This is a genomic window from Micromonospora mirobrigensis, from assembly GCF_900091555.1.
In the GTDB taxonomy this organism is placed as follows: domain Bacteria; phylum Actinomycetota; class Actinomycetes; order Mycobacteriales; family Micromonosporaceae; genus Micromonospora; species Micromonospora mirobrigensis.
Map to the genome: position 1 here is coordinate 210,815 of NZ_FMCX01000002.1, position 23,217 is coordinate 234,031.

General features: G+C 75.2%; 16 protein-coding genes. 3 read left to right on the forward strand and 13 right to left on the reverse strand.

Features of this window, described 5'->3' with window-relative positions; translation table 11 throughout:
• Positions 1–22: 22 nt before the first annotated feature.
• From GA0070564_RS08370 to GA0070564_RS08390, 6 genes are all read right to left on the reverse strand, one after another.
• Positions 23–2,026, reverse strand: a complete 2,004-nt coding sequence (locus GA0070564_RS08370) for a copper resistance CopC family protein (RefSeq protein WP_176730603.1) — start codon at positions 2,024–2,026, stop codon at positions 23–25.
• Entirely contained in the window at positions 2,023–2,490 is a 468-nt protein-coding gene (locus GA0070564_RS29240) for a hypothetical protein (RefSeq protein ID WP_176730604.1), read from the reverse strand. Before GA0070564_RS29240 ends, GA0070564_RS08370 begins: the two co-directional genes overlap by 4 nt.
• Positions 2,491–2,547: 57 nt before the next feature.
• A complete protein-coding gene (locus GA0070564_RS08375; RefSeq protein WP_091605270.1) occupies positions 2,548–5,505 on the reverse strand; it encodes a multicopper oxidase domain-containing protein in 2,958 nt (985 codons plus the stop codon).
• 20 nt (positions 5,506–5,525) lie between these two features.
• Positions 5,526–6,827: a multicopper oxidase domain-containing protein gene (locus GA0070564_RS08380; RefSeq protein WP_141714725.1), complete on the reverse strand. Its 1,302-nt coding sequence runs from the start codon at positions 6,825–6,827 to the stop codon at positions 5,526–5,528.
• A 13-nt stretch (positions 6,828–6,840) separates the two neighbouring features.
• Positions 6,841–8,100: a multicopper oxidase domain-containing protein gene (locus tag GA0070564_RS08385; protein ID WP_218104898.1), complete on the reverse strand. Its 1,260-nt coding sequence runs from the start codon at positions 8,098–8,100 to the stop codon at positions 6,841–6,843.
• Positions 8,101–8,198: 98 nt separating this feature from the next.
• Positions 8,199–13,382, reverse strand: a complete 5,184-nt coding sequence (locus GA0070564_RS08390) for a hypothetical protein (RefSeq protein WP_091605277.1) — start codon at positions 13,380–13,382, stop codon at positions 8,199–8,201.
• A 247-nt stretch (positions 13,383–13,629) separates the two neighbouring features.
• Here GA0070564_RS08390 and GA0070564_RS08395 point away from each other — a divergent pair, with 247 nt between their 5' ends.
• From GA0070564_RS08395 to GA0070564_RS08405, 3 genes are read left to right on the forward strand one after another with little or no spacing between them, the layout of a single operon-like run.
• Entirely contained in the window at positions 13,630–14,298 is a 669-nt protein-coding gene (locus GA0070564_RS08395; RefSeq protein WP_091605281.1) for a response regulator transcription factor, read from the forward strand.
• The gene (locus tag GA0070564_RS08400) at positions 14,279–15,448 is read left to right on the forward strand and encodes a sensor histidine kinase (protein ID WP_091605286.1); all 1,170 of its coding nucleotides are present in this window, start codon (positions 14,279–14,281) and stop codon (positions 15,446–15,448) included. The genes GA0070564_RS08395 and GA0070564_RS08400 overlap by 20 nt, the downstream gene beginning before the upstream one ends.
• A gap of 46 nt (positions 15,449–15,494) precedes the next feature.
• Positions 15,495–15,737: a hypothetical protein gene (locus GA0070564_RS08405; RefSeq protein ID WP_091605290.1), complete on the forward strand. Its 243-nt coding sequence runs from the start codon at positions 15,495–15,497 to the stop codon at positions 15,735–15,737.
• 48 nt (positions 15,738–15,785) lie between these two features.
• On the opposite strand, the gene GA0070564_RS08410 is transcribed toward GA0070564_RS08405, so the two are convergent.
• The 7 genes from GA0070564_RS08410 to GA0070564_RS08440 all read right to left on the reverse strand — a co-directional run bounded on the left by GA0070564_RS08410 (position 15,786) and on the right by GA0070564_RS08440 (position 23,181).
• The gene (locus GA0070564_RS08410) at positions 15,786–16,631 is read right to left on the reverse strand and encodes a DMT family transporter (RefSeq protein ID WP_091605294.1); all 846 of its coding nucleotides are present in this window, start codon (positions 16,629–16,631) and stop codon (positions 15,786–15,788) included.
• Positions 16,628–17,395: a polysaccharide deacetylase family protein gene (locus GA0070564_RS08415; RefSeq protein ID WP_245669868.1), complete on the reverse strand. Its 768-nt coding sequence runs from the start codon at positions 17,393–17,395 to the stop codon at positions 16,628–16,630. Before GA0070564_RS08415 ends, GA0070564_RS08410 begins: the two co-directional genes overlap by 4 nt.
• The gene (locus GA0070564_RS08420; protein ID WP_091605299.1) at positions 17,392–18,642 is read right to left on the reverse strand and encodes an MGDG synthase family glycosyltransferase; all 1,251 of its coding nucleotides are present in this window, start codon (positions 18,640–18,642) and stop codon (positions 17,392–17,394) included. Before GA0070564_RS08420 ends, GA0070564_RS08415 begins: the two co-directional genes overlap by 4 nt.
• Before the next feature lie 55 nt (positions 18,643–18,697).
• Positions 18,698–20,278 (reverse strand): flippase-like domain-containing protein, encoded by a 1,581-nt coding sequence (locus tag GA0070564_RS08425; RefSeq protein ID WP_091605302.1) that lies wholly within the window; start codon positions 20,276–20,278, stop codon positions 18,698–18,700.
• 204 nt (positions 20,279–20,482) lie between these two features.
• Positions 20,483–21,763: a D-alanyl-D-alanine carboxypeptidase family protein gene (locus tag GA0070564_RS08430; protein ID WP_091605307.1), complete on the reverse strand. Its 1,281-nt coding sequence runs from the start codon at positions 21,761–21,763 to the stop codon at positions 20,483–20,485.
• 61 nt (positions 21,764–21,824) lie between these two features.
• Positions 21,825–22,139, reverse strand: coding sequence for a hypothetical protein (locus GA0070564_RS08435; protein ID WP_091605312.1), 315 nt, complete (start codon positions 22,137–22,139; stop codon positions 21,825–21,827).
• 13 nt (positions 22,140–22,152) lie between these two features.
• On the reverse strand, positions 22,153–23,181 hold the full coding sequence (locus tag GA0070564_RS08440) for an SPFH domain-containing protein (protein WP_245669869.1): 1,029 nt from the start codon (positions 23,179–23,181) through the stop codon (positions 22,153–22,155).
• Positions 23,182–23,217: the final 36 nt, after the last annotated feature.

Genomic DNA, 23,217 nt, shown 5'->3' on the forward strand with positions numbered 1-23,217 from the left:
CGTTCGCGTCCGGCCGTTGCGGTCAGCGGGTAGCCTGCCGCCCACCCGGAGGCGGGCTGCCGGGACGCCGGGCACGCCACCGTCGCCCGCCCGCGCCGAGCACCACACCGGTCGCGACGGCCGCCAGCAGCAGCGCCGCCCGGTCCAGCACCGGTCGTAGCGGGGCCGCCGAGACGCGTACCGGCCCGGCGGTGGACGCGCCGGCCGGGACGGTCCACGGGTGGGTGTCGGTGACCGGGGGCAGGCCGTCGCGGAGCACGGTCACCCCCACCCGCCACCGGCCGGGGCTGTGGATGTCGTCCACGGTCACCACCCAACCGTCGCCGGTGCGGGTGACCGGGTGCACCGCCCGTTCCCCGTTCGGGCCGGTGAGCAGCAGCGACACACCGGTCACCGGGCCGGGGGCCGGGCGGCGGGTGTCGTCGACGCCGACGCTGACGATATTGCGTCCCGGCCGGTTCGGTCGCAGGGCCACGGTGTCGACCAGGTCGGACATCTGGCCGGTGACCTGCGGCTCGGCGCCCGCGACGGCGGTCTGCGGGAACGCCGGCCCCCGGCCCGGACCGGCGGCGGCGAGCGCCCCGGCCAGGCCGAGCGCGACGGCGAGCAGACCGGCCTCGACGCGCAGCCCGCGGCGGGGCAGGTCGGTGCGGCGCAGCCGCCGGGCGGTCCGCGCGCCGAGCAGCACGGCACCGACGGCCACGGCGACCTTGGCCATGAGCAGCAGCCCGTACGGGGAGCCGACCAGGGCGTCCACCGAGGCCACCTGGGGGCCGGTGAGCAGCAGGCCGGTGACGACCAGCAGGGCGAGGCAGGCCACGGCGAGGGTGGCGAAGGCGCGCAGCAGGGCGCGTACCTGCGGGCCACGGTCGGGGGCGTGCCGCAGCCGGGGCAGCAGGGCCAGGGCGGCGGCCAGCACACTGCCCGCCCAGCCGCCGGCGGCCAGCACGTGCACCCCGCCGACCAGGGCGGTCCGCCCGGGGCCGCCCATCGGGTGACCGAGCAGTGCGGTGCCGCTGGCCGCGGCGACGGCCCCGATCGCGCCGACGACCACGGTCGCGGGCATCCGGCCGCCGGTCGTCGGCGCGCCCGGTGCACGAGCGAGCCCGACAGCTGGGAGGATGCCCGGCGGGTCGTCCACGGCGGTCGGGAGGACTCCCGGAGCGTCGACCGTGGAAGGCGGGAGGAAGCCCACCGGGTCGTCGGGAGACAGGACGACGGGCGACGGGCCGTCGGCGGGTCGGCGGGCGGCGAGCAGCGCCACCACGACCAGCGCGGCCGTGCCGGCCTCGCGGAGCAGCCAACGACCGCCGGTGAGCTGCGCGGCCAGCAGCCGCCACCGGTCGCCCGCCCCGGCCAGCTGGACGGCCAGCAGCAGGGGCCCGGCGAGCAGGGCGACGATGCCCGCGTACCCGGCGACGATGAGCAACCGGCGGCGCAGCGCGACGGCCCCCGGGTCGGCGCGGCGGCGGCCGGCGGCGTGCAGCAGCGCGAGCGCGGCGCCGCCGATCAGCACCGACAGGCCGAGCAGGCCGACGGCGCGGGCGACGGTCTCCCGGGGGCCGGGGCCGACCGGACCGGCCACGCCGACGGCGGTGACCTGCCGGCCGACGCCGAAGACCAGGGTGCCCCGGGTGGTGTGCAGGTCGTCGGAGGAGAGCGTCCGCCAGGAGACGTGGTAGGTGTTCGGCGGCAGCGCGGGCAGCCCGGCGACCAGGGTGACCGGTTCCTCGCTGTCGGCGTCGTCGGCGGCGGGCGCGCCGTCGGCGTCGCGCAGCGCCAGCCCGGTCACCGCCCAGTGCCGGCCGTCCCCGTCGACCAGGCCGACCCGGGCGGCCGCGAGTTCCACGTGCTCGGTGAAGGCCAGGGTCAGCGTCTCCGGCGCCCGGTCCAGGACCGCGCCGTCGGCCGGCGCGCTGCTGGCCAGGTAGGCGTGGGCCTGCGCCGGCGCGGGCCCGGCCAGCACCGTCAGGGCGGCGACGCCGACGGCGAGGAGCAGCCGGCCGATCCGGGGCACGCCGGTCACCGCACCGGCACGTGGGCCAGGCGGCGCTGCCCCGACGTGATCTCGATGGTGTCGCCGCGCCGCACCGCGCCGCCGTTGTTCAGGTAGAGCAGGTAGTAGCTCTGGCCGGGGCGCAGCTCGTGGCCCTGCTTCATCAGCGCCGCCCGCCAGGCAAGCTTGCCGGAGCGCTCGTTGCGCAGCCGGGGCGGATGCTTCGTGTCGTTCTGGAAGGCGGACGCCTTCTGGGTGTCCAGCACCAGGTAGCGCAGCTCCACCAGGCCGCCGTCGCCCACCACGGCCGCCTGGGTGAAGCGGACGCCCAGGGCGGCCTCCAACTGCCCGTCGTGCGGGACCGCGTAACCCGGTCGGGCGGCGGCGTACCCGCCGAAGCGGACGATCGAGACCGCGACCAGCGCCAGCACGAGCAGCGGGAGCACCAGCCGGCCAGGGCGGGGACGGGGGATGCGGAACGGGATCGCGGCCATCGTCGGGCCTCCTCGGGGGGACGGTGGGGCCGGGCGGGAACCCGGCCCCACGTGGCGTCAGGGTGCGGTGTAGCGGGTGGAGGCGTAGTTGTCGAAGCTGAGCGAGCCGGTGGTGGCGGCGGTGCGGGCGACCAGGCCCAGGGCCGCCGCCTCCACCGGGTAGCCGCTGGTGTCGCCGGTCAGGGTGCCGACCGTGACGGCGCCGACCTTGAGGGTGGCCGACCCCGCGGTGGCCGAGACCCAGTCCAACCGGACCGTGCCGCCGTTCGCGGCAACCCAACCGGTGTACGTCCAGCCGGCCGGCCGCAGCAGACCCAGCCGGAACTGGTTGGTGGTGCCGTTACGCCGGTACTGGACGACGGCCACCGCCGCGCCCGACGCGTTGGTCAACTGCTCCACGGTCACCACGGCGGTCTGCGGGTTGAAGGTGCCGAGGACGACGTCCGCCCTGGTGTGGACGGTGCGCTCCGCGGCGGGGGTGTCGTCGACGACGTACCCGACGGTGCCGGCGACCAGTTGGCCGGTGCCGGACGACACCGTGCCGACCACTCGGGACCAGGCGCCGGTGCCGGTGGTGAACCCGTCGGCGAAGATGGCGTTCGGCGGCTCGACGGCGACGGTGACCGCACCGGCCGTACCCCAGTTGCCCAGCGCGTCGCGGGCGCGGACCCGCAGGGTGCGGTTGCCGGCGCCGAACCCGTTGAGGGCGACCGTGGCGGTGACGGCCGTGCCGGCGACCGTCATCGGGTGGCCGTGGCCGACGCCGGGGTCGGCGCCCTCGTACCACTCGGCGGCGGTGACCGCGGAGGCCGCGTCGGTGGCGGTGGCGCTCAGGGTGAGCGTCGCCGCCCCGGCGGTCGGGTTCGGGGTGGCGGTGACCGCGGTGACCACCGGTCCGGTGCGGTCCAGGGTGAAGGTGACCGGGGCCAGCGGGCCCCAGTTGCCGGCGCTGTCGCGGGCGTGCACCAGCACCTGGTGGGCGCCGTCGGTCAGCCCGGTCAGCTCGGTCAGCGGCAGCAGCCCGTAGGTGTTCTCGGTGGCTCCGTTGAACGACCCGTCGAGGGCGACGAAGGTGAACCCGGTGCCGTCGGCCCCGGCCACGTCGAGGAAGCCCTCCGCCGCGCTGACCACCGAGTGCACCCCACCGGCGGTGGGGTCGGTGAACGCGGCGTTGACCCGCAGGTCGGTCGGGTCGGACGCGGAGCCCTTGCGCCCGTCGGTGGCGGCCGGGTCGACCGCGCCGGAGAGCAGCGTCGGCACGGTCCGGTCGACGACCAGGTCGGCGGTGGCGTACGGGCCCCACAGGCCGAACGAGTCGCGGGTGTGCACCAGCACGGTGTGTCGTCCCTCGGCCAGGGCGGCGGCCACCACGGCCGGGATGCTGCCCGACTCGCCGGTGGCGGCGGCGCCCGGGTTGGCCACAATGAGCGGGGTGCCGGTGCCGTTGTCGCCGGTGGTGTCCACGAAGTACTCGGCGGCGGTGACGGTGCCGCCGAGGCCGGAGTCGTCGGCGGAGGCGGCGATCGTGATGTCCCCGGTTCCAGGTGTGGGGGTCGGGGTGAGCGTCACCCCGGTGGTGACCGCCCCGGTGACGGCCAGGTTGAGGGTGGTGCTGCCGACCACGCCCCAGTTGCCGGCGGCGTCGTGGCCGCGTACCCAGATGGTGTGCCGGCCCTGGGTGAGGGTGGTGAGCAGGTCGGCGGGGAGGGTGGCGGTGGCTCCGGTGACGGTGGGGCCGGCGCCGAAGGCGGCGCCGGTGAACGCCAGGCCGGTCCCCTCGGCGATCCGCAGGTCGTCGAGGACCGCCTCGGCCCGGTCCACCACCGAGTTGCCGTTGCGGGCGTCGGTGAAGTCGGCGGTGACCGTCACCGTGTCCCGTACGCTCGCCGGGTTCGGGGCGGCCCGCACGTTGCCGGCGGTCGGCCCGACGTGGTCGCCGCCGTCGGCGGGCGGGTTGGTGTCGAGGAAGGTCAGCATGCCGCCGAAGGCCTGCTGCGGGCTGACCCCGGTGACGGTGGTGCCGTAGCGCTGGCCGGCGTTGTTGAGCTGACCGCCGGACTCGGCGAGGGCGAAGCGCCGCCCGTCCGGGCCGGCCGGGACGGCGACCACGGCGTCGACCGCCTGCCCGGGTTGCAGCGGCACGGTCACCGCGGCCTCCGGGTAGGCGGCCGGCCGGGCGTCCTGCCCGACGATCGCCTGGTCGAGGCCGAACAGGGTCATCGGGTGCGGCTGCACCCCGGCGGCGACGTAGCGCAGCAGCACCCGCCGGCCGACGTCGGTGGCGACCACGTCGGTCTCCGGGAACGCCTTGCCGTTGATCAGCCGGTACTTCGGCGCGTAGGCGCGCAGGTCGTAGCTGAGCGGGGCGGCGTTGAACGCCGGGTCCAGCTCGGTGAGCACCAGCACCGCCTCGTCGTCGTAGACGCTGGCGGCGTCCCCGTACGCGCTGGGCCGCCCGCCGACCGCGGGGGCCCGGACCACCAGCGCCCCGACCAGGCCCATGGCGACCTGCCGGGCGCCGAGGGCGGTGTGGCCCGCCTCGTAGAGGTAGGTGCCGGGGCGGGTCGCGGTGAAGGTGTAGCCGCGGGTGCCGCCGGGTGGTGCGCCGGCGCGGTCCGGGGCGAGCCCGGTGACCGCCGGGAAGGCCAGCGACAAGGCGTCGGCGAGTCCGTTGTGCACGGTGACGGTCACCCGCTGGCCCTGGTCGACCACGAGCACCGGGCCGGGCACCGTGGCTGGTGCGGTGTCGGTGCCGGCGAACCCCCAGATCGGCACCGGAGCCGACGCGCCGGGCAGCACCACCGTGCCGGGCTTCGCCCACACGTCGCAGGTGGCCGTGCCGTCGCCGAGCCGGCAGCCGGTCTGCGGCAGCACCCCCTGCGGCGGGGCGGGGTCACCGGCCAGGGTCGCCGCCCGCCCGGTGGGGGCCGTCGCCGGTGGGGCCGGGGCCGGACCGAACGCCAGCACCGCCGCCGCGACCCCGGCGAGCAGCCGACGCGTACGGGTCGATCTCATCGTCGCCCTCCCCTGCCTGGTCACGCCGGGCACCCGGCGGGCGGGTCGATGCGGATCAGCGTCATCATCCCGCCGAAGCTCGCCCCGTAGTTGGTGGCCTGTTCCAGCGCGTGGCTGTGCGCCACGTGGTAGTACTCGCCGCACTGGTTGTTCTGCACCACGCCGGGCGGCAGCTCGCCGGGCGTCCCGCCGAGGTACGGGTTCTCCGCGAACCAGGTCTCCGGGCCGGGGCCGACGATCTGGTCCTGCAACGAGGGCAGCGGCACCGGGATCGGATTGCCCTGCGGGTCCCAGTGCTCGGCGTCCTTCCAGATCATCAGGGTGTCGACGGTCTGGCCCGGGGAGACGTCGATGAGGAAGTTGGAGAAGGACAGGTCCTGCCCCGCGGGGCCCTGCGCGGGCCGGCCGTCCCGGGCGATCAGCTGCTCGTCACTGCCGTGCGGGTGGAACGGGTAGGCCACCGATCCGGCGTTGAGATATCGGATCAGCGCCGGCTTCGGGTTGCCCACCGGGTCGTACGGCCGGATGTGGATCAACGCCCCGTACGGCTGGGCGGGCAGCCACTCGGCGTGGTTGGGGGCGATGGTGTCCGGCATGCTGCGCCCGTTGATGGTGAAGTAGCGGGCCTTGTACCTGGTGAAGTCGTACGCCCGCCTACGCTCGACGGCCAGGTGCAGGTCGGGGTCGATCTCACCGAGCAGGTAGAGGTACTCGTGGTCGGGGTCGAACGCCGAGTCGGCCCGGTCGTTCTCCCGGTCCGGGTGGCCGGCCGGGCGCACCACGAGGGCGCCGTAGAGGCCCATCTGCACCTGCTTCTGCACGTCGGTTCCGGACTGGTAGAGGTAGGTGCCCGGCGGGCCCGCGGTGAAGGTGTAGGTGACGGCGCCGCTGTTCGCCGCGGCCGTGGTGGTCAGCGAGGTGAGGGTGCCGGCGGCGTCGGTCTCCGGCTGGGCCGGCCGCCCGTCGGCGAGCACCTGCGCCTGGCCGGGGAAGGTGATCGAGGTGGGCTCCGGCAGGCTGTTGTGCAGCACGACGGTCACCTTCGTGCCGGAGGTGACGCAGAGCGTCGGGCCGGGCAGCTGGAACTCCCCGCCGCCGGAGGCGTAGCTCCACATGTAGATCGTGTTGCCGTCGGGCATCGCCGCGTACCCCCCGGTGGCGGTGAGGTCGAAGGCGTTGTCGGCGGCGGTCCGGCACTCCAGGCCGGCGGGCGGGCTGGCGGCCACCCGGTCCGGCCCGGGGACGACGAGCACGGCGACGACGGCCGCCGCGAGCGGCACCGCGCTCAGCCGCTTCCACCGGCCGAGGTCTGCAGGAAGCATCGGTACCCCCATCTCAGGCGTTCGCCCGGGTCTGCGCCGGGAGCGTGCCGGGCGGCGAGATCCGGATCTCGGTGAGCTGGCCGCCACGCCCGCCGCCGGCGTTGGCCAGCGACGTCAGGTCGCGGTCGTAGAGCAGGTACGTGCCGGGTTCCGGTGCGGTGAGGATGACGTCGCGGCTCTCCCCCGGTCCGATCTGCACGGTGCTGGTGACCTGGTACTCGGCGCTGCCGTCGCGGCCGCGCAGCAACGCGGCGTCCTTGCCGACCACCAGCAGGTCGACACCGTCCACGGTGAGGGTGTGGTTTCGGTAGCCGAGGTTGGCCAGCCGCAGCAGCACCCGCTCCCCCGCGTTGGCGGTGATCAGCGACGAGATCGGCTGGTAGCGCAGCCGCCCGGCGGCCTGGCTGAGCGGATCGCCGTTGGGGGCCAGGGTGTCCGGGTAGCAGCGCCCGTTGAAGGCGAAGAAGGACGGCTTGTAGTCGGTCCAGTCGGTGGTCTGGATGTGCGCGTCCCGGTAGTGCGCCTCGGCCCACACCTCGGTGAGCATCAGCGCGAACTCCCGGTCGTAGCGGGTGGAGCCGTCGCCGTCGTTGTAGACGTAGCGCCCGGGGGGCACGTCGGCGGTGCCGGAGTTCTGGGCCGGCCGGACGTAGACGATCCCGGTCATCCCCATCTGGACGTGTTCGACGTCCTCGAAGTGGCAGTGGTACATGTACGTTCCGGCGTCGTGCGGCCGGTAGAAGTAGGTGAACTCGCGGCCGATCGGCACCGAGATGGACAGCTCGGGCACGCCGTCGAAGAGCGGGATGGCGTTGCGGAAGCCGTGCCAGTGCACGGTGTGCCCGTCGACGAGGTCGGGGCGTTGTGACAGTCCGAGATTGGTCAGCTTGATCTTGATGTCGGTCTCCTGGTCGAAGCCGAGCAGCGGGGCAGTGATCTGCGCCTTTCCCCGCTGGCCGGTCACCTCCGTCGCCGACAGGCCGGTGACGTCGCGGAAGCCGAAGACGTACAGGTCGGAGCCGGCCGGGGCGAGCGGGTCCGGCCAGAACGGGCTGATCGGTGGGGAGCCCTGCGGCATGGAGACCCAGCCGTCGGTGGCGGCCAGGTGCAGGCTGGCCGTCGGGTTCGGCACCGCCCGGGGCAGCAGGGCCGCCGGCCGGCGCGGCTGGGCGTCGGAGCCGCTCTCCGGCAGGACCGCCCAGGTGCCCAGACCGGTGAGGCCGGCCAGCAGGGCACGCCGGCTGATGCTCCCCTGCCGTACGGGATCGGTCACGATCTCCTCCTCGATGGGTCGGGGTCCGGGGGCGGCCGCTGTGGGTCGACCGCCCCCGGCGTACCGGCCGGTCCTGGCCGGCCGGGTGCCGGTACGGGTCAGCGGGGCCGGCGGGTCGGTGCGAGCGGGACCACGGGCAGTTCGTCGGCGCCCGCGTCGGGGTGCGGGAGCGCCCGGGGCTGCCCGTCGATGTCGGTGGGCGGGGCGACGACGGTGGTGCCGCCATAGGTGCGGGTGAGGACGCCCAGGTCGCTGGCGGACGAGGTGGCGTCGGTCAGGTGCCAGTCGCCCATCCGGGTCAGCGGCACCTGCTGGAGCACGATCACCGCCTGCCGGAAGGTCGGGAAGGTGCGGGAGGTGAGCACCGACACCGACACCGGGAACGGGTTGCGGAACCTGGGGTCGAGGCCCACCCGGTTGGTGGCGCTCGGCGCGGTGCCGGTGGTGTCCTGCAACACCGACTCGGTCGGGGTGAGCGGTCCGACCCCGTCGGCGGAGCCCATGTCCCAGTGCCGCACCGCCTCGCCGGCGGGGGCGCCGGCCGCGCCGATGCCGGTGACCGAGACGCCGTTCCACTCGCCGGCCCGGTTGTCCCAGAAGACGTTGTCGAACATCTTCGGCCTGCTGAACGTGGGCGAGCCGGCCGGCAGGACGGCCTGGAGCTGGTCGCTGTTCGCGGCGGTGGACAGACCCGCCGGGGCGGCGCGGCCGGTGCTGGTGGCCGCCGTCGCGGTGGTGAGGTTTCCGGCCACCGTGTTCGCCACGAACCGCACGTCCGGCGCGTCGTCGAGGGCGATGCCGCCGCCCTCGTGGGTGGAGATGTTGTCCACCAGCATGTTGTCGGTCACCGTGACCGGCACGTTGCCGACCTGGAGCAGCCGTACCCCACCGCCGTCGTCGTTGGCCAGGTTCGCCTCCACCAGGTTGCGGTCGATCGTGACCGCGCCGGAGCCGGGCGACAGCTTCGTCGGGTCCGCGGGCAGCTCCCCGGCGACCATCACCCCGCCGGCCTCGTCATACGACTGGTTGAGCCAGATCCGGTTCTCGGTGATCCGCCCACCGGCGGAGCGGCCGTAGTGGCTGATCCCGCCGCCGTACTCGGCGGAGAAGTTGCCGCAGACCGCGTTGTGGTCCACCGAGTAACCCGCGCTGCCGGCGAAGACGCCGACGCCACCGGCGAGGTTGGTGCCGCCGTTGTCCCGGATCTGGTTGCGGGAGACGCTGACGTGGTCGTTGCCGGTGTCCACGTACGGCGTGCCGATCCGGACGCCGCCCGCGTACGCGCCGCTGTTGGCGGCGATCACGTTGTCGGTGATCTCCGCGTAGTGCAGCTGGGAGTGCAGGTAGACGCCGCCACCCTGGGTGATCAGGGCGCCGTCCGCGCCGACCGGGGTGTGCACGCTGCCGTTGGCGTTGACGTTGCCGGGGAAGTCGGACTGGTTGCCGCCGGTGATCCGGAAACCGGAGACGGCCGGGGCGTTGAGCCGGGTGAACTGGTTCTCCCGGCCGAGCAGGGTGACCACCGCCCCGTCGGGCACCTGCGCCGGTGCGGCGTGCGGGATGGCCTGGACCAGGTTCACCCAGGCGGTGCCGGCCGGGTTGTCGATGCCGAAGCCACGCCCGTCGAGCACCGACCCGGGGACGTACGTGCCGTCGGCGTACCGGCCGCCGGGGCCGACCCCGCGCAGCCACACCGAGGAGTGCACGACCACGTTCTCGTAGTAGGCGCCGTACGGGTTGTCGATGCCGGCGGCGTGCGGCCAGACCGCGACGACGGCGGTGCCGCCGGCCCGGCTCGCCGCCTCCAGCGCCGCCTGGACGGTGGCGTACGTGGTCTCCCCGGCGCGGACCGCCGAGGTGGGCGGGTTGACCTGGAGCACCCGGGGGTTGCCGCGGGTGCCGGTGCCCGCCCCGTTGCCGACGATCTGGAGGGTGAGGCCGTCGACGGTCCGCTGGCCGTTGGCGGCGGTCACGCTGAGCACCGCCGCGCCGCGGGTCAGCTCGTCGGTCGGGTTGTTGCGGTTGGTCAGGGTGAGGGTGATCCGCCGGTCCGACCAGGAGGTCACGGTGACCCGCGGCGCCTCGGTGGGGTCGGTGAAGCCGGTGACGTCGACCCGGCCCGGGGTGGCGCCGAAGCCGGTCCCGGTCAGGGTGAGCTGCCGGTTCGGGTCGTTGCCGCGCAGGATCGGCCGGGAGGCGGCGTAGACCTGCGGGACGTCGGCGGCCGGGTCGCAGACCACCGCGCCGAGCTGCCCGGAGTCACCGCCGATGGCCACCGCCGCGACCTGGGTGGGCGCGGTGTCGGTCACCGTGTACAGCCCCGGCCAGGCCTGGAAGTTGGTGGCGATGGTGCGGTAGCGGGGGTTCCAGTTGGCGTTGAGGTGCCCCGGCTGGCCGGGGTCGTTGCCGACGAACCGGTACATGTTCGGGCACGGCCCGGCCGGCAGCGGGCAGTTGTAGGTGCTGGTCGACGGCTCGATCGCCTCGTACATGCCGTTGAAGTCGGTGTCCACGGTGTCCACCAGCCGCCCGGCCCAGTCGTAGAGGCCGACCGGGACGTTCGGCAGGCCCTCCGCCTCGCCGAAGTTGCTGCTGCGCTTGTCCCGGGTGAGGCCGAGGTCGTTGATGACCAGCCCCCAGAAGTGGGTGGGCGGCGGGACCGGGGTGAAGAGGTTGAAGTTGGGGGCGCTGGCCTGCCCGGCGCGCACCTCGACCAGCTTGGTGTCGCAGAGCGGGCGCGACTGGCCCTCGAACGGGCTGCCCCCGGCGTCGCGGAAGCCCGGGTCGGTGACGTGCACGGTGTGCAGCGCGCCGGCGCAGGAGGAGGTGATGCCGTTACCCTGCGACGGCGGCTCACCCGGATCGGGCTGCGGGTCCGGCGGCGCCGGCTGCTCACCGGCCTGGTCCGCCGAGGGCGGGAAGTTCTCCTGGGGCAGGAAGCCGTCGCCGGCGAAGACGTTGACGTCCTCCTCCCGGGTGGGCTGGTACATCGCGCCACCGCCGACCGGGTTGTCCGGGCTCTCCACGGCGACCAGGTAGTCGTCGGGCAGCAGCGGCTCGGTCTGCCCGTCGGGCAGCGGCGCGTACAGCGGCAGGTCGTGGTCGGGGGCCGGGTTGGCCGGGTCGCCCGGCGGGACCAGGTTCAGCTTCGAGTCGGCGAAGGCGTAGTTGCCGTTGACGGTCTGCCCGAAGTTGGTCGGGTCGTTGTCGGTGGGCGCGGCCTGGAAGCCCATCATCGGGGCCTCCACGCACATCTGGTCCGCCTCCCGGCCGAAGTCCGGCAGGGCCTGCTGGTCGGTAAGCGGCCGCCCGTCGAACATCCGCGCGGTGCAGCCACGCCCGGGCTGCCAGGTCTCCGAGGTGTACGCGTCGTTGAGCTCCGGGCCCTTCCGCAGCGACCCGTCCGCCTCGCGGACCGGCTCGCCGTCGGCGTCCCGCACCACCGCGTACAGGTGGACCTTCAGCCCGGGGATGCCCGGCTGGTACGGCTCGGTGACCGCGTACGCGGGGTCCAGCTCGTTGCGGGTGGTGTCGTAGGTGACGGTGCCGGCGATGCCGCCGTTCTCCGTCCCCCGGTACGGCTGGACACCCCAGTCGACCCGGCCGGTGAGCCCGATGATGGGCAGCACGTCGACGTCGACGGCCGCGCCGAGCAGGGTGGTCGGGGTCGGCTCGTTGGGCGCCTGGACGGTGATGCCGGTGGTCCGGTAGCGGGTGTTGAACGCCTCCAGCACCAGCCATTTGGTCAGCGGGTACGCCTCCTTGATGGCGTAGTGCCCGGCGCTGTCGGTGACGACGCTGTTGGTGCCCTGGTCCATCAGGGAGTTGTCGCGTTCCTTGAGGACCACCGGGAAGCGCGGCACGCCCTTCTCCCCCGGGTCCTGCCGGCCGTTGCCGTTGGTGTCGACGAAGACCGTGCCGGTGATCTCGGTGAACCAGCCGACCAGCGGCTTCGCCCCGACGTCGACGGTCCGCCCGCCGCTGACCGTGACGTTGAACGAGTCGAGCAGCATCTCCTGCGGGCCGTCCCACAGGGTCAGCTGGTAGTCGCCGTCGGGCACGTTCGAAATCCGGAACGAGCCGTCCGCGCCACCGCGGTCCAGGTAGACCATCCGGTCGCCGTCGCCCAGGTCGGACAGGGCCACCCAGGGCCGGGCCACCGGCCCGGCGATCTTCGCCCCGGCCACCCCGTCGGCCGGCAGCGTGACCCCGCCCTGGCCACCGACATAGGTGTACGCCTGCACGGCGGTGCCGGTGATCGCCCCGGTGGCGGTGCCGGACAGCGACGTCGGGGAGACGAACCCGAAGTCGACGTACGGCACCGGCTCACCGCCGAGGGTCTGCTCGGTGTCGTAGCCGGTGTCGCCCTCCTGCACCCAGACGTCCCAGTCGTGGCCGCCCTCCAGGGTGGTGGTCTGCACCCAGCTGCGTCCGCCCGGCGCGACGACCTGCGCCGCGTACCGGTCGGGGCCGAGGTTGGGGATGGTGATGTCGCCGTCGGCGTCGCTGCGGCAGCCGGTGGACTCCTCCGCGATCACCGGCCGGCCGTCGTCGTCGAAGACGACCCGACCGGTCGGGTGGTCGACGTCCGGCGCGGTGTGCGCGTACCGCGTGCACAGCGGGTTGCCGTAGTAGTCGACGGTCACCTCGCCCATCACGTCGGCCAGGTGCGCGGTGAACCCGGCCAGCCCGTGTTCCGCGCCGACCTCGTACGTGCCGTCGACCGGTGCGGCGTCCTCGAAGACACGCAGCCGGACGGTGCCCAGCGGCAGCGGGTACGGCTGCATGCCGACGCTCACGTCGGTGGTCCGGCCCGGCGTCACGGTGAAGTGCTCACCGTCGATCTTGTAGCCGTCGGCGGTGACCGAGATCAGGTAGCGGCCGGCGGGCAGCTCGTCCAGGGGCGTACCGGCGGCCAGGGTGCCCTGGTCGCCCTGGGCGACCACCGGCACCGCCCCGGGGGTGTTGCGGATGGACGGCCAGCGGCAGCGGTCGGCGAAGTCCGGCGCGCTGGCCACCCCGGCGCGGGCCGGCAGGCAGTGCTCCGGGGCGTCGTGCGGGTCGCCGGCGTCGTCGGCGGTGATCAGCCAGTGGTAGTCGGGCACCGGGTCACCCCGCTGGATCTGCGGCTGCGGCCCGACCGTGCGGGCGCTCACCACGGCCAGGGTGATCGCGCCGGTGGTCGGTTCGGCGGCGGCCGGTCGCGGCGGTACGACGATCCCGACGAGCAGCAGGCAACAGGCGGACACGAACCAGCGCGGCCAGGTGGAACGACGCGGCATGCCCTCACCCCCTCGGTCAGCGGTGGCCCGCCGCGACGGGTGCGCGGCCGGACTGGTGTGAGGAGCATGGGTCGCGATCCGGCGCCGGGGACCGTTCATGACGAGGCCGTCATCCGACCGTCATCCGCCCGGCGTCGCTGCGTGTCGGAACCGCGACAGAAGTGAGCCCCGTTCGGCGGACGCGTGAACGACCGTGAGGCGGGCTTCATAGAGGCGCCGGATTTTCACCGACGGCTGTGGGGGCACGGTGGGACGGGTACTGGTTATCGAGGACGACGAGCGGATCGGACGGTTGGTCACCCGGGCGCTGGAGGGCGGTGGCCTGCTGACCGAGCGGGCGTCCTCCGGCAGCGCCGGGCTCGACGCGGCGCTGCGCCGCGACTTCGACCTGGTGGTGCTGGACCTGATGCTGCCCGGCCTGGACGGGCGCCAGGTGCTGGACCAGTTGCGCGAGCGGCGACCGGAGCAGCCGGTGCTGGTCCTGTCCGCCGTGCCGGAGATCAGCACCCGGGTCGCGGTGCTGGAGGCGGGCGCCGCCGACTTTCTCGGCAAGCCGTTCGCCGTGGCCGAGCTGCTGGCCCGGGTCCGGGCCCGGATGCGCCCCGCGCCGGGCGGCGACGGCGGCCGGTGGCTGCGGATCGGCCCGGTGCACCTGGACCTGCACCGGCGGCGGGTGACGGTCGACGGCGTCCGGGTGGAGCTGCCACTACGGGAGTTCCTACTGTTGCAGCACCTGATGACCCGGGCCGGCCGGCCGTGCAGCCGCGACGAGCTGCTGGCCGACGTGTGGGGGCTGCACTTCGACCCGGGCAGCAACGTGGTCGACGTGTCGGTGCGCCGGCTGCGCGGCCGGCTCGACCGGGCCGACCGGATCGAGACCGTACGCGGCGTGGGTTATGCGTACGCCGCCGACTGACCGCCTGCTGGCCTGGATCTGGATCGTCTTCGCCACCGTCAACGTGGCGCTGATGTGGTTCCTGCCGGGCGAGGAGACCGTCCCGTTCCACCTGGTCTGGATCAGCCTCGCGCTGGTCTACGGCTTCACCACCTGGCGGTTGTCCCGGATGGTCGCGGCGCTGGCCGCCGTGACCACCACGACCGGGGTGATCCTGGCCCACCACGCGGCCGTCGGCGAGATCCGCTGGGAGGAGACCGCCGAGGAGCCGCTGATGGCGGTGATCTTCATCGTGATGGCCTGGCACGTGCACCGCCGGCACCTGCTGCTGCGCCAGATGCGGGTGCTGCGGGAGGCCGAGCGGGACCGCGCGCACCAACGGGAACTGCTGGTCCGGCTCGCGTCACACGAGCTGCGGACCCCGCTGACCATCGCCCGCGGCTACACCGAACTGCTGCGCGCCACCCACGACCAGCCGTCGACGGTGGAAGACACCACGGTGGTCCTCGACGAGTTGGACAAGGCCACCCGCATCGCGCACCGCCTGGTCACGCTGATGCAGCTGGAGCAGCAGCCCCAGGCCCGGCTGGTCGACCTCGACGCGGAACTGGCCCGGATCGTCCGCCGCTGGGCGCCGGCCGCCGACCGCGACTGGTCCTGCCGGTCGGCCGTCGGCCGGAGCCGGGTGGACCCTGAGCGGCTGGAGGCGGCCCTGGACTGCCTGATCGAGAACGCGGTGAAGTTCACCGCGGCCGGCGACCGGATCGCGCTGGTCGGCCGGCGCGACGCCGGCGGCTGGACGGTGGAGGTGGTCGACTCGGGCGCCGGCATCCCGCCGGAGGTCGTACCCCGGCTCGTCAACGGCCGGCCGGGCCGGCCCACCGCCACCGGCACCGGTCTGGGGCTGGCCATCGTGCGGGCGGTCGCCGGGGCGCTCGGCGGCCGGGTGGTGGTGGGCGTCGGGCCGGACGGCGGCGCCCGGGTCGGCCTGTGGGTGCCCGAACGCGAGCCGGCCGGTACGCCCCGGCCGGGACCGGTCCGGCCGCGGTCGCCGGACGGTCCGGCCACCCCGGCAGGACCGGACCGGTCGGCCCGCAGGCCGGCCGGCCTGCGGCACCCGGTGCGCAGCGTGGCGGACGGTGAGCGGGGCGGCACGCGGCAGGTGTCGTGACGAGGCGCCTGGGGTAGCCCGGGGGAAGGACATCGAAGGAGGAGCCATGACCGACCCCCGATACGCCCCGCTCGGCCTCGCCGCCGCCGGGGACCTGACCGAGGACGCCGGCGAGCGCGACGGTGGTCCCGTCGTCGGCGCCGACGACGCCCGGGCGGACGCCGCGAACGCCGGCGCGGACACCGATCTCACCGGCGCCAGCCGCGACTCCGACGGCACGCCGGTCGGCACGGCCGACGCCGACGCGGACCGGGCCCGGGCCGCCGGCGAGGAGCCGCTCCGGCCGTGACCCTGCCCCGGGGGCGGCCGGTCCGGCCGCTTCCCGGGCACCGGCGGGTCACCGGGTGGCCGGCGCGGAACCTCCGGCCAGCCGGACGCCCACCACGATGGCCGCGGCGGCGACCAGGAGCAGCGGGACCCGCGCACCTGCCAGGGAGAGCGTCTCGTGGAAGGCGGTCACCCCGATCAGCACCCCGGCCACCGGCTCGGTCAGGGTGAGCGCGGTCAGCGGGGCGGCGATCCGACCGCTCTGGAACGCGTTCTGGTTGAGCTGCACGCCCAGCAGGCCCACCACGACCAGCGCGGCCAGGCGCGGATCGGTCAGCAGCGCCAGCGGGTCGCCGGGCCGACCGGACGCCACCGCCTTGAGCAGGGCCGCGGCCATGCCGTACAGGGCGCCGGTGGCGACGCCGAGCAGCGCCCCCCGGGCCCCGCCGGCGCTGGTGCGGGCCGCCAGGAGGCAGAGGGCCACCACGCCACCCACGCCGGCCGCCACCCACCACCAGGCCGTGGTGGTCGGGGCGTCGACCCCCGCCCGAGGGTCCGCGACGGCCAGAAAGCCGATCAACCCGGCGAGGCCGACCAGGGTCGCCACCAGGTCGCGGCGGCGCGCCCGCCGCCGGTTCCAGGCGGCCTCCAGCAGGACGGCCATGAAGAGTCCGGTGGCCATCAGCGGCTGCACCACGGCCAGTGGCCCGTACCGCAGCGCGAGGGCCTGGGCCAGCGTGCCGACGACGTCCGGGACCCAGCCGAGCTGCCACAACCGGGTGCCCAGCAGCCGCCAGAGCAATCGGGGATCCAGCGCCCGCCGCGCCGGCTGCCGCTTCGCCGCGCGCTCGTGCATGGTGGTGGAGAGCGCATAGGCGAAGGCCGCCACCAGGGCGGCCAGCACCGCGACGATCACCGGTCGAGTGCCCGCTGCTCGCCCAGCGGTCCCACCGTCCAGCCCTGCCGCCGGCAGTGGGCGAGCAGCCGGGGCAGCGCGGCGAGGCTGGACCGCCAGGCGCCGGGGACGGCCGTGCAGTCCGAGTCGTGCAGCAGGATCGTCCCGCCCGACCCGAGCCCCGCCCGGACGGTGTCGTGGACGCTGTCGCCGGTGGCGGTGCGGGTCCAGTCCCGACCCCAGCAGGTCCAGAGCACGGGCCGCAGGTCGAGTCGGCGCGCCGCCAGCAGCGCCGCGCCGGTGAGCACCCCGTACGGGGGACGGAAGAACAGCGGCCGGCGGCCGGTCACGGCGGTCACCAGGTCCCGGGTGCGGGACAGCTCCCGCCAGGTCGCCACCGGCCCGCGCAACAGCAGGTTGCGGTGGTCCCAACCGTGTACGCCGATCTCGTGCCCGGCGTCGACGATCCGCCGGCCCAGCTCCGGGGAGCGTTCCAGCATGGAGCCGAGCACGAAGAACGTCGCCCGTGCCGAGTGCTCGGCCAGGACCGCCAGGAACCAGGGGGTCGACTCCGGGTCCGGGCCGTCGTCGAAGGTCAACGCCACCCGGCCCGATCCCACGCCACCGTTCAGCCCGGGCAGGCACCACGACCGCAGCCCGGGCACGGCGAGGAGGGCCGGCGCGACCTGCGCCGCGGCGAGCGACGCGGCGGCGGTACGCAGTGCCGGGGTCGCCCGGTTGAGCGCGACGGCCCAGGGCGGCGCCCCGCCCGGGTGCGGCCTCACCGTCGTCCGGTCCTGGTCAGGGCCGCCGACTGGGCCACGGCGACCAGCACGGCCATCGCGTCACCCACGGTGTCCGCCAGCGCGGTCACCAGGGTGCGGACCCGCCCGGCGGACACCCCTGCCGGCGGGGGAGCCACGGCCAGCTCGGCGACCAGCCGGGCTGGATCGGCCGGGCCGGCCGGGCGGGCGCTCCCCCGGACGGGCGGCGCCGCGGGTCCACCGTGACCGGGGCGGCGCGGTGCGGTGTCGTCGTCGAAGGCGGCGGCCAGCGCGTCGAAGGCCGGCCGCAGCTGCTCCGGCGAGGGCACCCACCGGGTCAGCCCGTGCCGGGCCAGCACCGAGGCGTTGGCCCGGCCGTGCCCGGGGATCGGCCGGTAGGTGACCACGGGCAGCCCGCTGACCAGCGCCTCCTGGCAGGTCAGACCGCCGGCGTTCTCCACCACCAGGTCGACGGCGCGCATCAGCGACGGCATGTCGTCGACCCAGCCGAGCACGTGCTCGTGGTGGCGGAGCAACCGTTCCCGCAGCGCCTCGTTGCGCCCGCAGACCACCACCGGCCGGACCCGACCGGTCGCGGCGACCTCGGCCACCGTGGTCTCCACCTCACCGGCCCCCCAGGCGCCCGCCACGATCAACGCCAGCCGGGCGTCGCGGGGCAACCCGAACCGGTCCCGCGCCCGGGCCCGGTTCCCGGCCGGCGGGGTGGCGAAGGCGGCCGGGACCAGTGGTTGCACCTCGCGCAGTTCGACCGGGTCCGACACGTCGCGCAGCTCGGCGTGGCGCAGCGCGCAGTACACGTCCACGCCGGGTGACACCCAGGTCGGGTGGACCACGAAGTCCGTCACGTAGGTGACCACCGGCACCCGTAGCCGGCGGCGCATCGGCCCGAGGAGCTGGTTGGCGAAGGGATAGGTGGTGACCACCGCCCGGGTGTCCGGCGGGATGCGGCGGCGCATCCGGCGACGGACCGGGCGCAGCAGGGCCCGGACCAGCACCACCGACGCCCGGGAGCGGCTGGTGACGGTGAACAGCGCCTCGTAGCCCCACGGCAGCCACCGCAGCATCCCCCGGTACGCCTCCCGGAACGCCCAGCCCACCGGCGCGGGAAGGGTGTCCAGCAGGTTCACCCGGTCGACCAGGAAGCCGTGCTCGCGCAGCCGCCGGGACAGCTCGGCGGCCGCGGTGTCGTGGCCCGCGCCCACGTCGGCCGACACCACGACGACCCGGCCGCGGCCCTGCTCCCTCATCCGCCGCGCATTCCCACCGCCGGGTGATCCAATCCGGTCACCTGCCGGTCGGCAGTCAGACCAGTTGCCGCCGCACCAGCAGCCGCAGCGCGACGTACCCCGGGGCCACCGGGATCCAGAAGCTGGCCAGCCGGTAGACCAGCACGCCGGCCACGGCCGTCGCCACCGGGATCCCGGCCAGCAGCAGACCGGACACCAGGGCGGCCTCGGTGGCGCCGAGGCCGCCCGGGGTGGGTGCGGCCGTTGCCACCCCCTCCCCCACGATGCACACCAGCACCACCGCGGGCACCGGTGACAGCGCCACCGGCAGCCCCACGGCGAGCAGGGCGAACCACAGACAGGCGCCGTAGGAGAGGGTGAGGCCAACGCTCACCACGATCAACCGGCGGATCCGCCCGCTGCCCCGCAGCACCCGGACCGCGTCGGCGACCTGGTGGCGCGCGGAGCGCACCCGGCCGCGCAGCCGGGGCACGGCGAGCGCCGCCGCCACCAGCGCCAGCACCCCCGAGGCGACCAGCAGCACGGTCGTGGACCGGCCGGTGGCCGCCCCGGTGAGGTGCCGGCCGGTGGTCCGGGCGAACGGCAGCAGCACCGGCAGCAGCAGGAGCACCGACAGGACGCCGGCCGCCCGGGTCACCGCGACCGCCGTGGCCGCGGCCGGCACCGACAACCCTCGCCGGCGCAGGTACCGCACGCCGAGCGCGACGCCGCCGACGCTGCCGGGCGCGACCCGGTTCGCGAAGGCCGCGGCGACCTGCACCAGCACCGCCTCCCGCAGCGGCACCCGCTCGGCGGTGGCGAGCCGCAGCGCGGCGGCGCTGAGCGGGTAGGTGGCGGCGGCGGCGCACAGGGTGGCGGTGGCCCACCCCGGTTGGGCGTGCGCCGACGCGTGCGCGGCGAGCCGGACCTGGGGGAGCTGGCGCAGCAGGAGGTACGCCAGCACGCCCAGCATCACCACCAGGAAGACGTCCCGCCGGCCGACCCGGCCCAGCCACCCCCGGCGACCGGGCGGGTGGTCCCGGCGCCCGTCGTCCGCGGGGTGGCCGGGGAGCAGTCGGGTCAGGCCGGCCGCGAACCAGCCGACCAGCAGCCCACCCAGCACGTCGACCGGCAGGTGCGCGCCGACGTAGATCCGGGCGAGGCCGACCGCCCCGATCGCCGTCCAGACCAGCCAGCGCCACCGCCGGGGCAGCGCGGGGGCCAGTACCAGGCCCAGCGCGGTCGCCACCGCCACGTGCCCGGAGGGGTAGCCGTAGCCGTCGGGGACGTGGGCGTGGAGGCGGACGTCCGGCAGGTATCCGGCCGGCCGTCGGCGGGCCACCACCGACCGGATCGCCACCGCGGACCAGTAGCCGAGGTTCCCCGCGAGCAGCAGGTCCAGGGCCAGGCGGAACCGCCGGGCGGCCGTCGCCGTCGCGGCCGCCACGAGGACGGCCGGGTACGAGCCGAGGGACATCACCGCCACCAGCGCCGGGGTGGACGCCGTCGGCAGCCGGTTGAGCAGCCGGAACAGGTCGCGTTCCACGGGTCCCGGTGGGCGGTGCCGGGCCCAGAGGCTGAGCGCGGCGAGCAGAGCGCCGGACAGGGCCAGGCTGAGCAGGGACGCCGGGGAGGGTCGGTGGGGCCGGGCCGTCACCTGTGGGCTACCGGCGCGGCGTCGGTGGCCCGGCACGGCCGACCGGCGCGGTCGGCGCCAGGCTGGAACGGTCCATGGGTCGACCATAGGCGCGGCCCCGGCGCCGGGACCCCGCAACCGGTCAGCCGGCCGGCGTCGTCGTACGGGCCTGGTGGGCGGTGTGGTCGTCGCGGGGGTGGTCGGGCAGGTCCCGGTCGGCGTGGGTCAGGCGGCCCGGCGCCGGCCCGGACCGCGACGGCGCCGACCGCGATCCCCCCGGCTGCGGATCAGGAGCACCGTCACCAGCACGAACAGCACCACGCCCGCCCCGGCCGCCACCGGCCACCACCGTCGGGTCCAGTCCTCGGCGGCCCGGTACGCCGCCGCCGTCCCCGGGGTGTCGGCCGGGTCCGGCTCGGAGGCCGCCGGCGGGGGCGAGGCGGCCGGTGCCGCCTCTTCCGCGGTCAGCTCCCCCGGCTTCACCAGCCGGCCCACCGAGGCGTCCTTCGGCAGGGAGAAACCCCAGTCCAGCAGGGCGGCCCCCTGCTTCCAGCCGGCCAACGGGTAGCGCTCCGCGCCGAGCAGGGTCACCACCAGCCGCCGGCCGGCGCGTTGCGCCGCGCCGACGTAGGTGTGCCGGGCCAGCTCGGTGAAGCCGGTCTTGCCGCCCAGCGCCCCCGGGTAGTTGTAGATGAGCTTGTTCTCGTTCTGGATCTGGAAACCGGTCTGCTTCAGCGCCGGCTGGGCCGGGATCGTGGTGCTGCGGGTCAGCGCGTACCGGCGGAAGTCGGGGATGGCGAAACACGCCCGGCCGATCAACGCCAGGTCGTACGCGCTGGTGAACTGGCCCCTGCCGTCCAGGCCGGAGGGGGTCACCGCGTGGGTCTGCAACGCGCCCAGCTCGCGGGCCTTGGCGTTCATCGCCGCGACCCCGGCGGGCACCGACCCGGCGCCGAGTCGGGCGAGCAGGTTGGCCGCCTCGTTGCCGGAGTTGAGCAGCAGCCCCAGCCAGAGGGTCTCCACCCGGTAGCGGCCGCCCTGCACCAGGCCGACCGCCGAGCTGCCCGGTTCGATGTCCAGGTCGGGCCGGGTGACGGTGGCCAGCTGTTTCGGGTCGAGCTTCGGCATCATGGTGGCCGCCAGCAGCAGCTTCTGGGTGCTGGCCGGGGTGCCGTACTCGTGCGGGCCGCAGGCGCCGAGCACGGCGCCGCTGTCCAGGTCGGCGACCACCCAGGAGGTCGCGGTGAGCGCCGGCGGCGCGGGCGTGCCGGGCGGGACGATCAGGCCGGGGGTGGCCAGGGCGTCGCCGCCCACCCGCTGCGCCTCGGGCACCGCGGGCGGCGGCACGGGCCTGGGCGGCCGGGCCGCCGCCGGTGGCACCGTGTGCGGGCACGGCACCGGCGTGCCGGCCGGGGCGGCGGCGGCCCGGGGGCCGGCGACCGCCGGGACCGGCGTCGTCACGAGTACGGCGGCGGTGACCGCGGCTGCCAGGGCCCGTCCTCTCATGGATGAGGAGGGTAGCGGGGAAGATCGGATGGCGGGTGACCCACCCCGGCGTGGCGCGCGATCAGCCCGGCAGGGCCGTCCCGCCGGAGTTGAGGTGGAATGCCCGCTCCTCGGCCACCTCCCGCGCACGCAGGAACCGGGTGGTCCACTCCGGATCGGCCTGCGGGATCCGGTCCACCACGTGCTCGTCGAGCGGAGCGCCGCCGCGGCGGGGCAGCAGCCCCACCGCGACGACCGTGTGCCCGTCCCGGCCGTAGTGCACCACCTGCCAGCGGGCCGCGCGGGCGGCCCGCCGGTCCACCGCCCGCCCGACCGCGAGGCAGAGCGGGAGGATCGCGACGACCAGCGGGAGGAGCAGGATCAGCACCCGCACCACCGGGCCACCCCCCTCACTTCAGCGGTACGGTGGCTCCGGCGCCCGGCGCGTACGTGGTGACGCCGGGCGGCAGCGCCTTGATGATGTCGATCTGCGCGCACGCGGAGCAGGCGTTGTAGCCCTGCTGGCGGGTCTTGTTCGCGTCGGCCTCGGCCCGGGCCTGGGCCACCTTGGCCTGGGCCTCGCTGACCGCCGCGTACGCCGCCTGGGCCTTGTTGACCGCCTCCTGGACGGCCTGCGGCAGGGTCACCCGGGCCAGGTTGAACTTTATGCCCTCGAAGAAGTCACCGCCGAGCATCTCGGCGAGGTCCTTGGGCAGGCTCTCGTTCACCGCCTCCTGGACCTTGGCGATGTTGGTGTTGTTGGCCTGTCCCGCCGCGTCCGGGTCGCCCGGGCCGGCGGCCGGGGCCCGCTGGGCGCCGTTCTGGACCAGGGCGCAGCTGGAGACCAGCTCGGCGCAGCGGAACTTGCTGATCTGGATGCGCAGGTCGTTGTCGATGACCGGCCGGACGATCGCGTCGAGGAAGCTGCTCCAGCCCTCGTCGCCGTCGTAGGCGTAGCGCAGGGTGCCGTCGACGCCGCGGAACTGCCGGGTGCCGAACTTGGTGTCGAACTGCTCGAGCGCCTTGGCGTTCAGGTTGAGGGTGAAGTAGATGGTGCCCTCGATGCCCATCTCCACGCCGTCGCTGGAGGGGGTGTTCACCACGTCCACGCCGGTCTTGTCGCCCCGGGCGGGGTCGGCGGTGATGGTGTAGAAGCGCTGCTGGGCCGGATAGCGGTGCATGGTGGAGTAGAGGCCGGTCCAGGTGCGGGCCGACCCGGCGGGCACCACCTGACGGACCCGGTTGTCGTCCAGCCAGCCGCCGTTGCGCACCACGCCGACCTCCCCGCCGGCGGTCTTGTCGAAGCCGCTGACCAGGGCGCCGGCGGCGACGATCAGCACGAGCACCGCGGCCAGCACCGATCCGACGATCGCGAACGCCCGGGACGGGACCCCGGACGGCATTCCGGCCGGCGCGCGGCGGTACTGCGACGTGTTCATGGCGGACCTCCCCGATGTGGCGGGCGACGCCCGCGC

Excerpts from the sequence above, each read along its gene's own strand:
- GA0070564_RS29240 (WP_176730604.1), bottom strand. The coding sequence starts at position 2,490 with ATGGCCGCGATCCCGTTCCGCATCCCCCGTCCCCGCCCTGGCCGGCTG.
- GA0070564_RS08375 (WP_091605270.1), bottom strand. The coding sequence starts at position 5,505 with ATGAGATCGACCCGTACGCGTCGGCTGCTCGCCGGGGTCGCGGCGGCG.
- GA0070564_RS08380 (WP_141714725.1), bottom strand. The coding sequence starts at position 6,827 with ATGCTTCCTGCAGACCTCGGCCGGTGGAAGCGGCTGAGCGCGGTGCCG.
- GA0070564_RS08390 (WP_091605277.1), bottom strand. The coding sequence starts at position 13,382 with ATGCCGCGTCGTTCCACCTGGCCGCGCTGGTTCGTGTCCGCCTGTTGC.
- GA0070564_RS08400 (WP_091605286.1), top strand. The coding sequence starts at position 14,279 with ATGCGTACGCCGCCGACTGACCGCCTGCTGGCCTGGATCTGGATCGTC.
- GA0070564_RS08405 (WP_091605290.1), top strand. The coding sequence starts at position 15,495 with ATGACCGACCCCCGATACGCCCCGCTCGGCCTCGCCGCCGCCGGGGAC.
- GA0070564_RS08420 (WP_091605299.1), bottom strand. The coding sequence starts at position 18,642 with ATGAGGGAGCAGGGCCGCGGCCGGGTCGTCGTGGTGTCGGCCGACGTG.
- GA0070564_RS08430 (WP_091605307.1), bottom strand. The coding sequence starts at position 21,763 with ATGAGAGGACGGGCCCTGGCAGCCGCGGTCACCGCCGCCGTACTCGTG.
- GA0070564_RS08440 (WP_245669869.1), bottom strand. The coding sequence starts at position 23,181 with ATGAACACGTCGCAGTACCGCCGCGCGCCGGCCGGAATGCCGTCCGGG.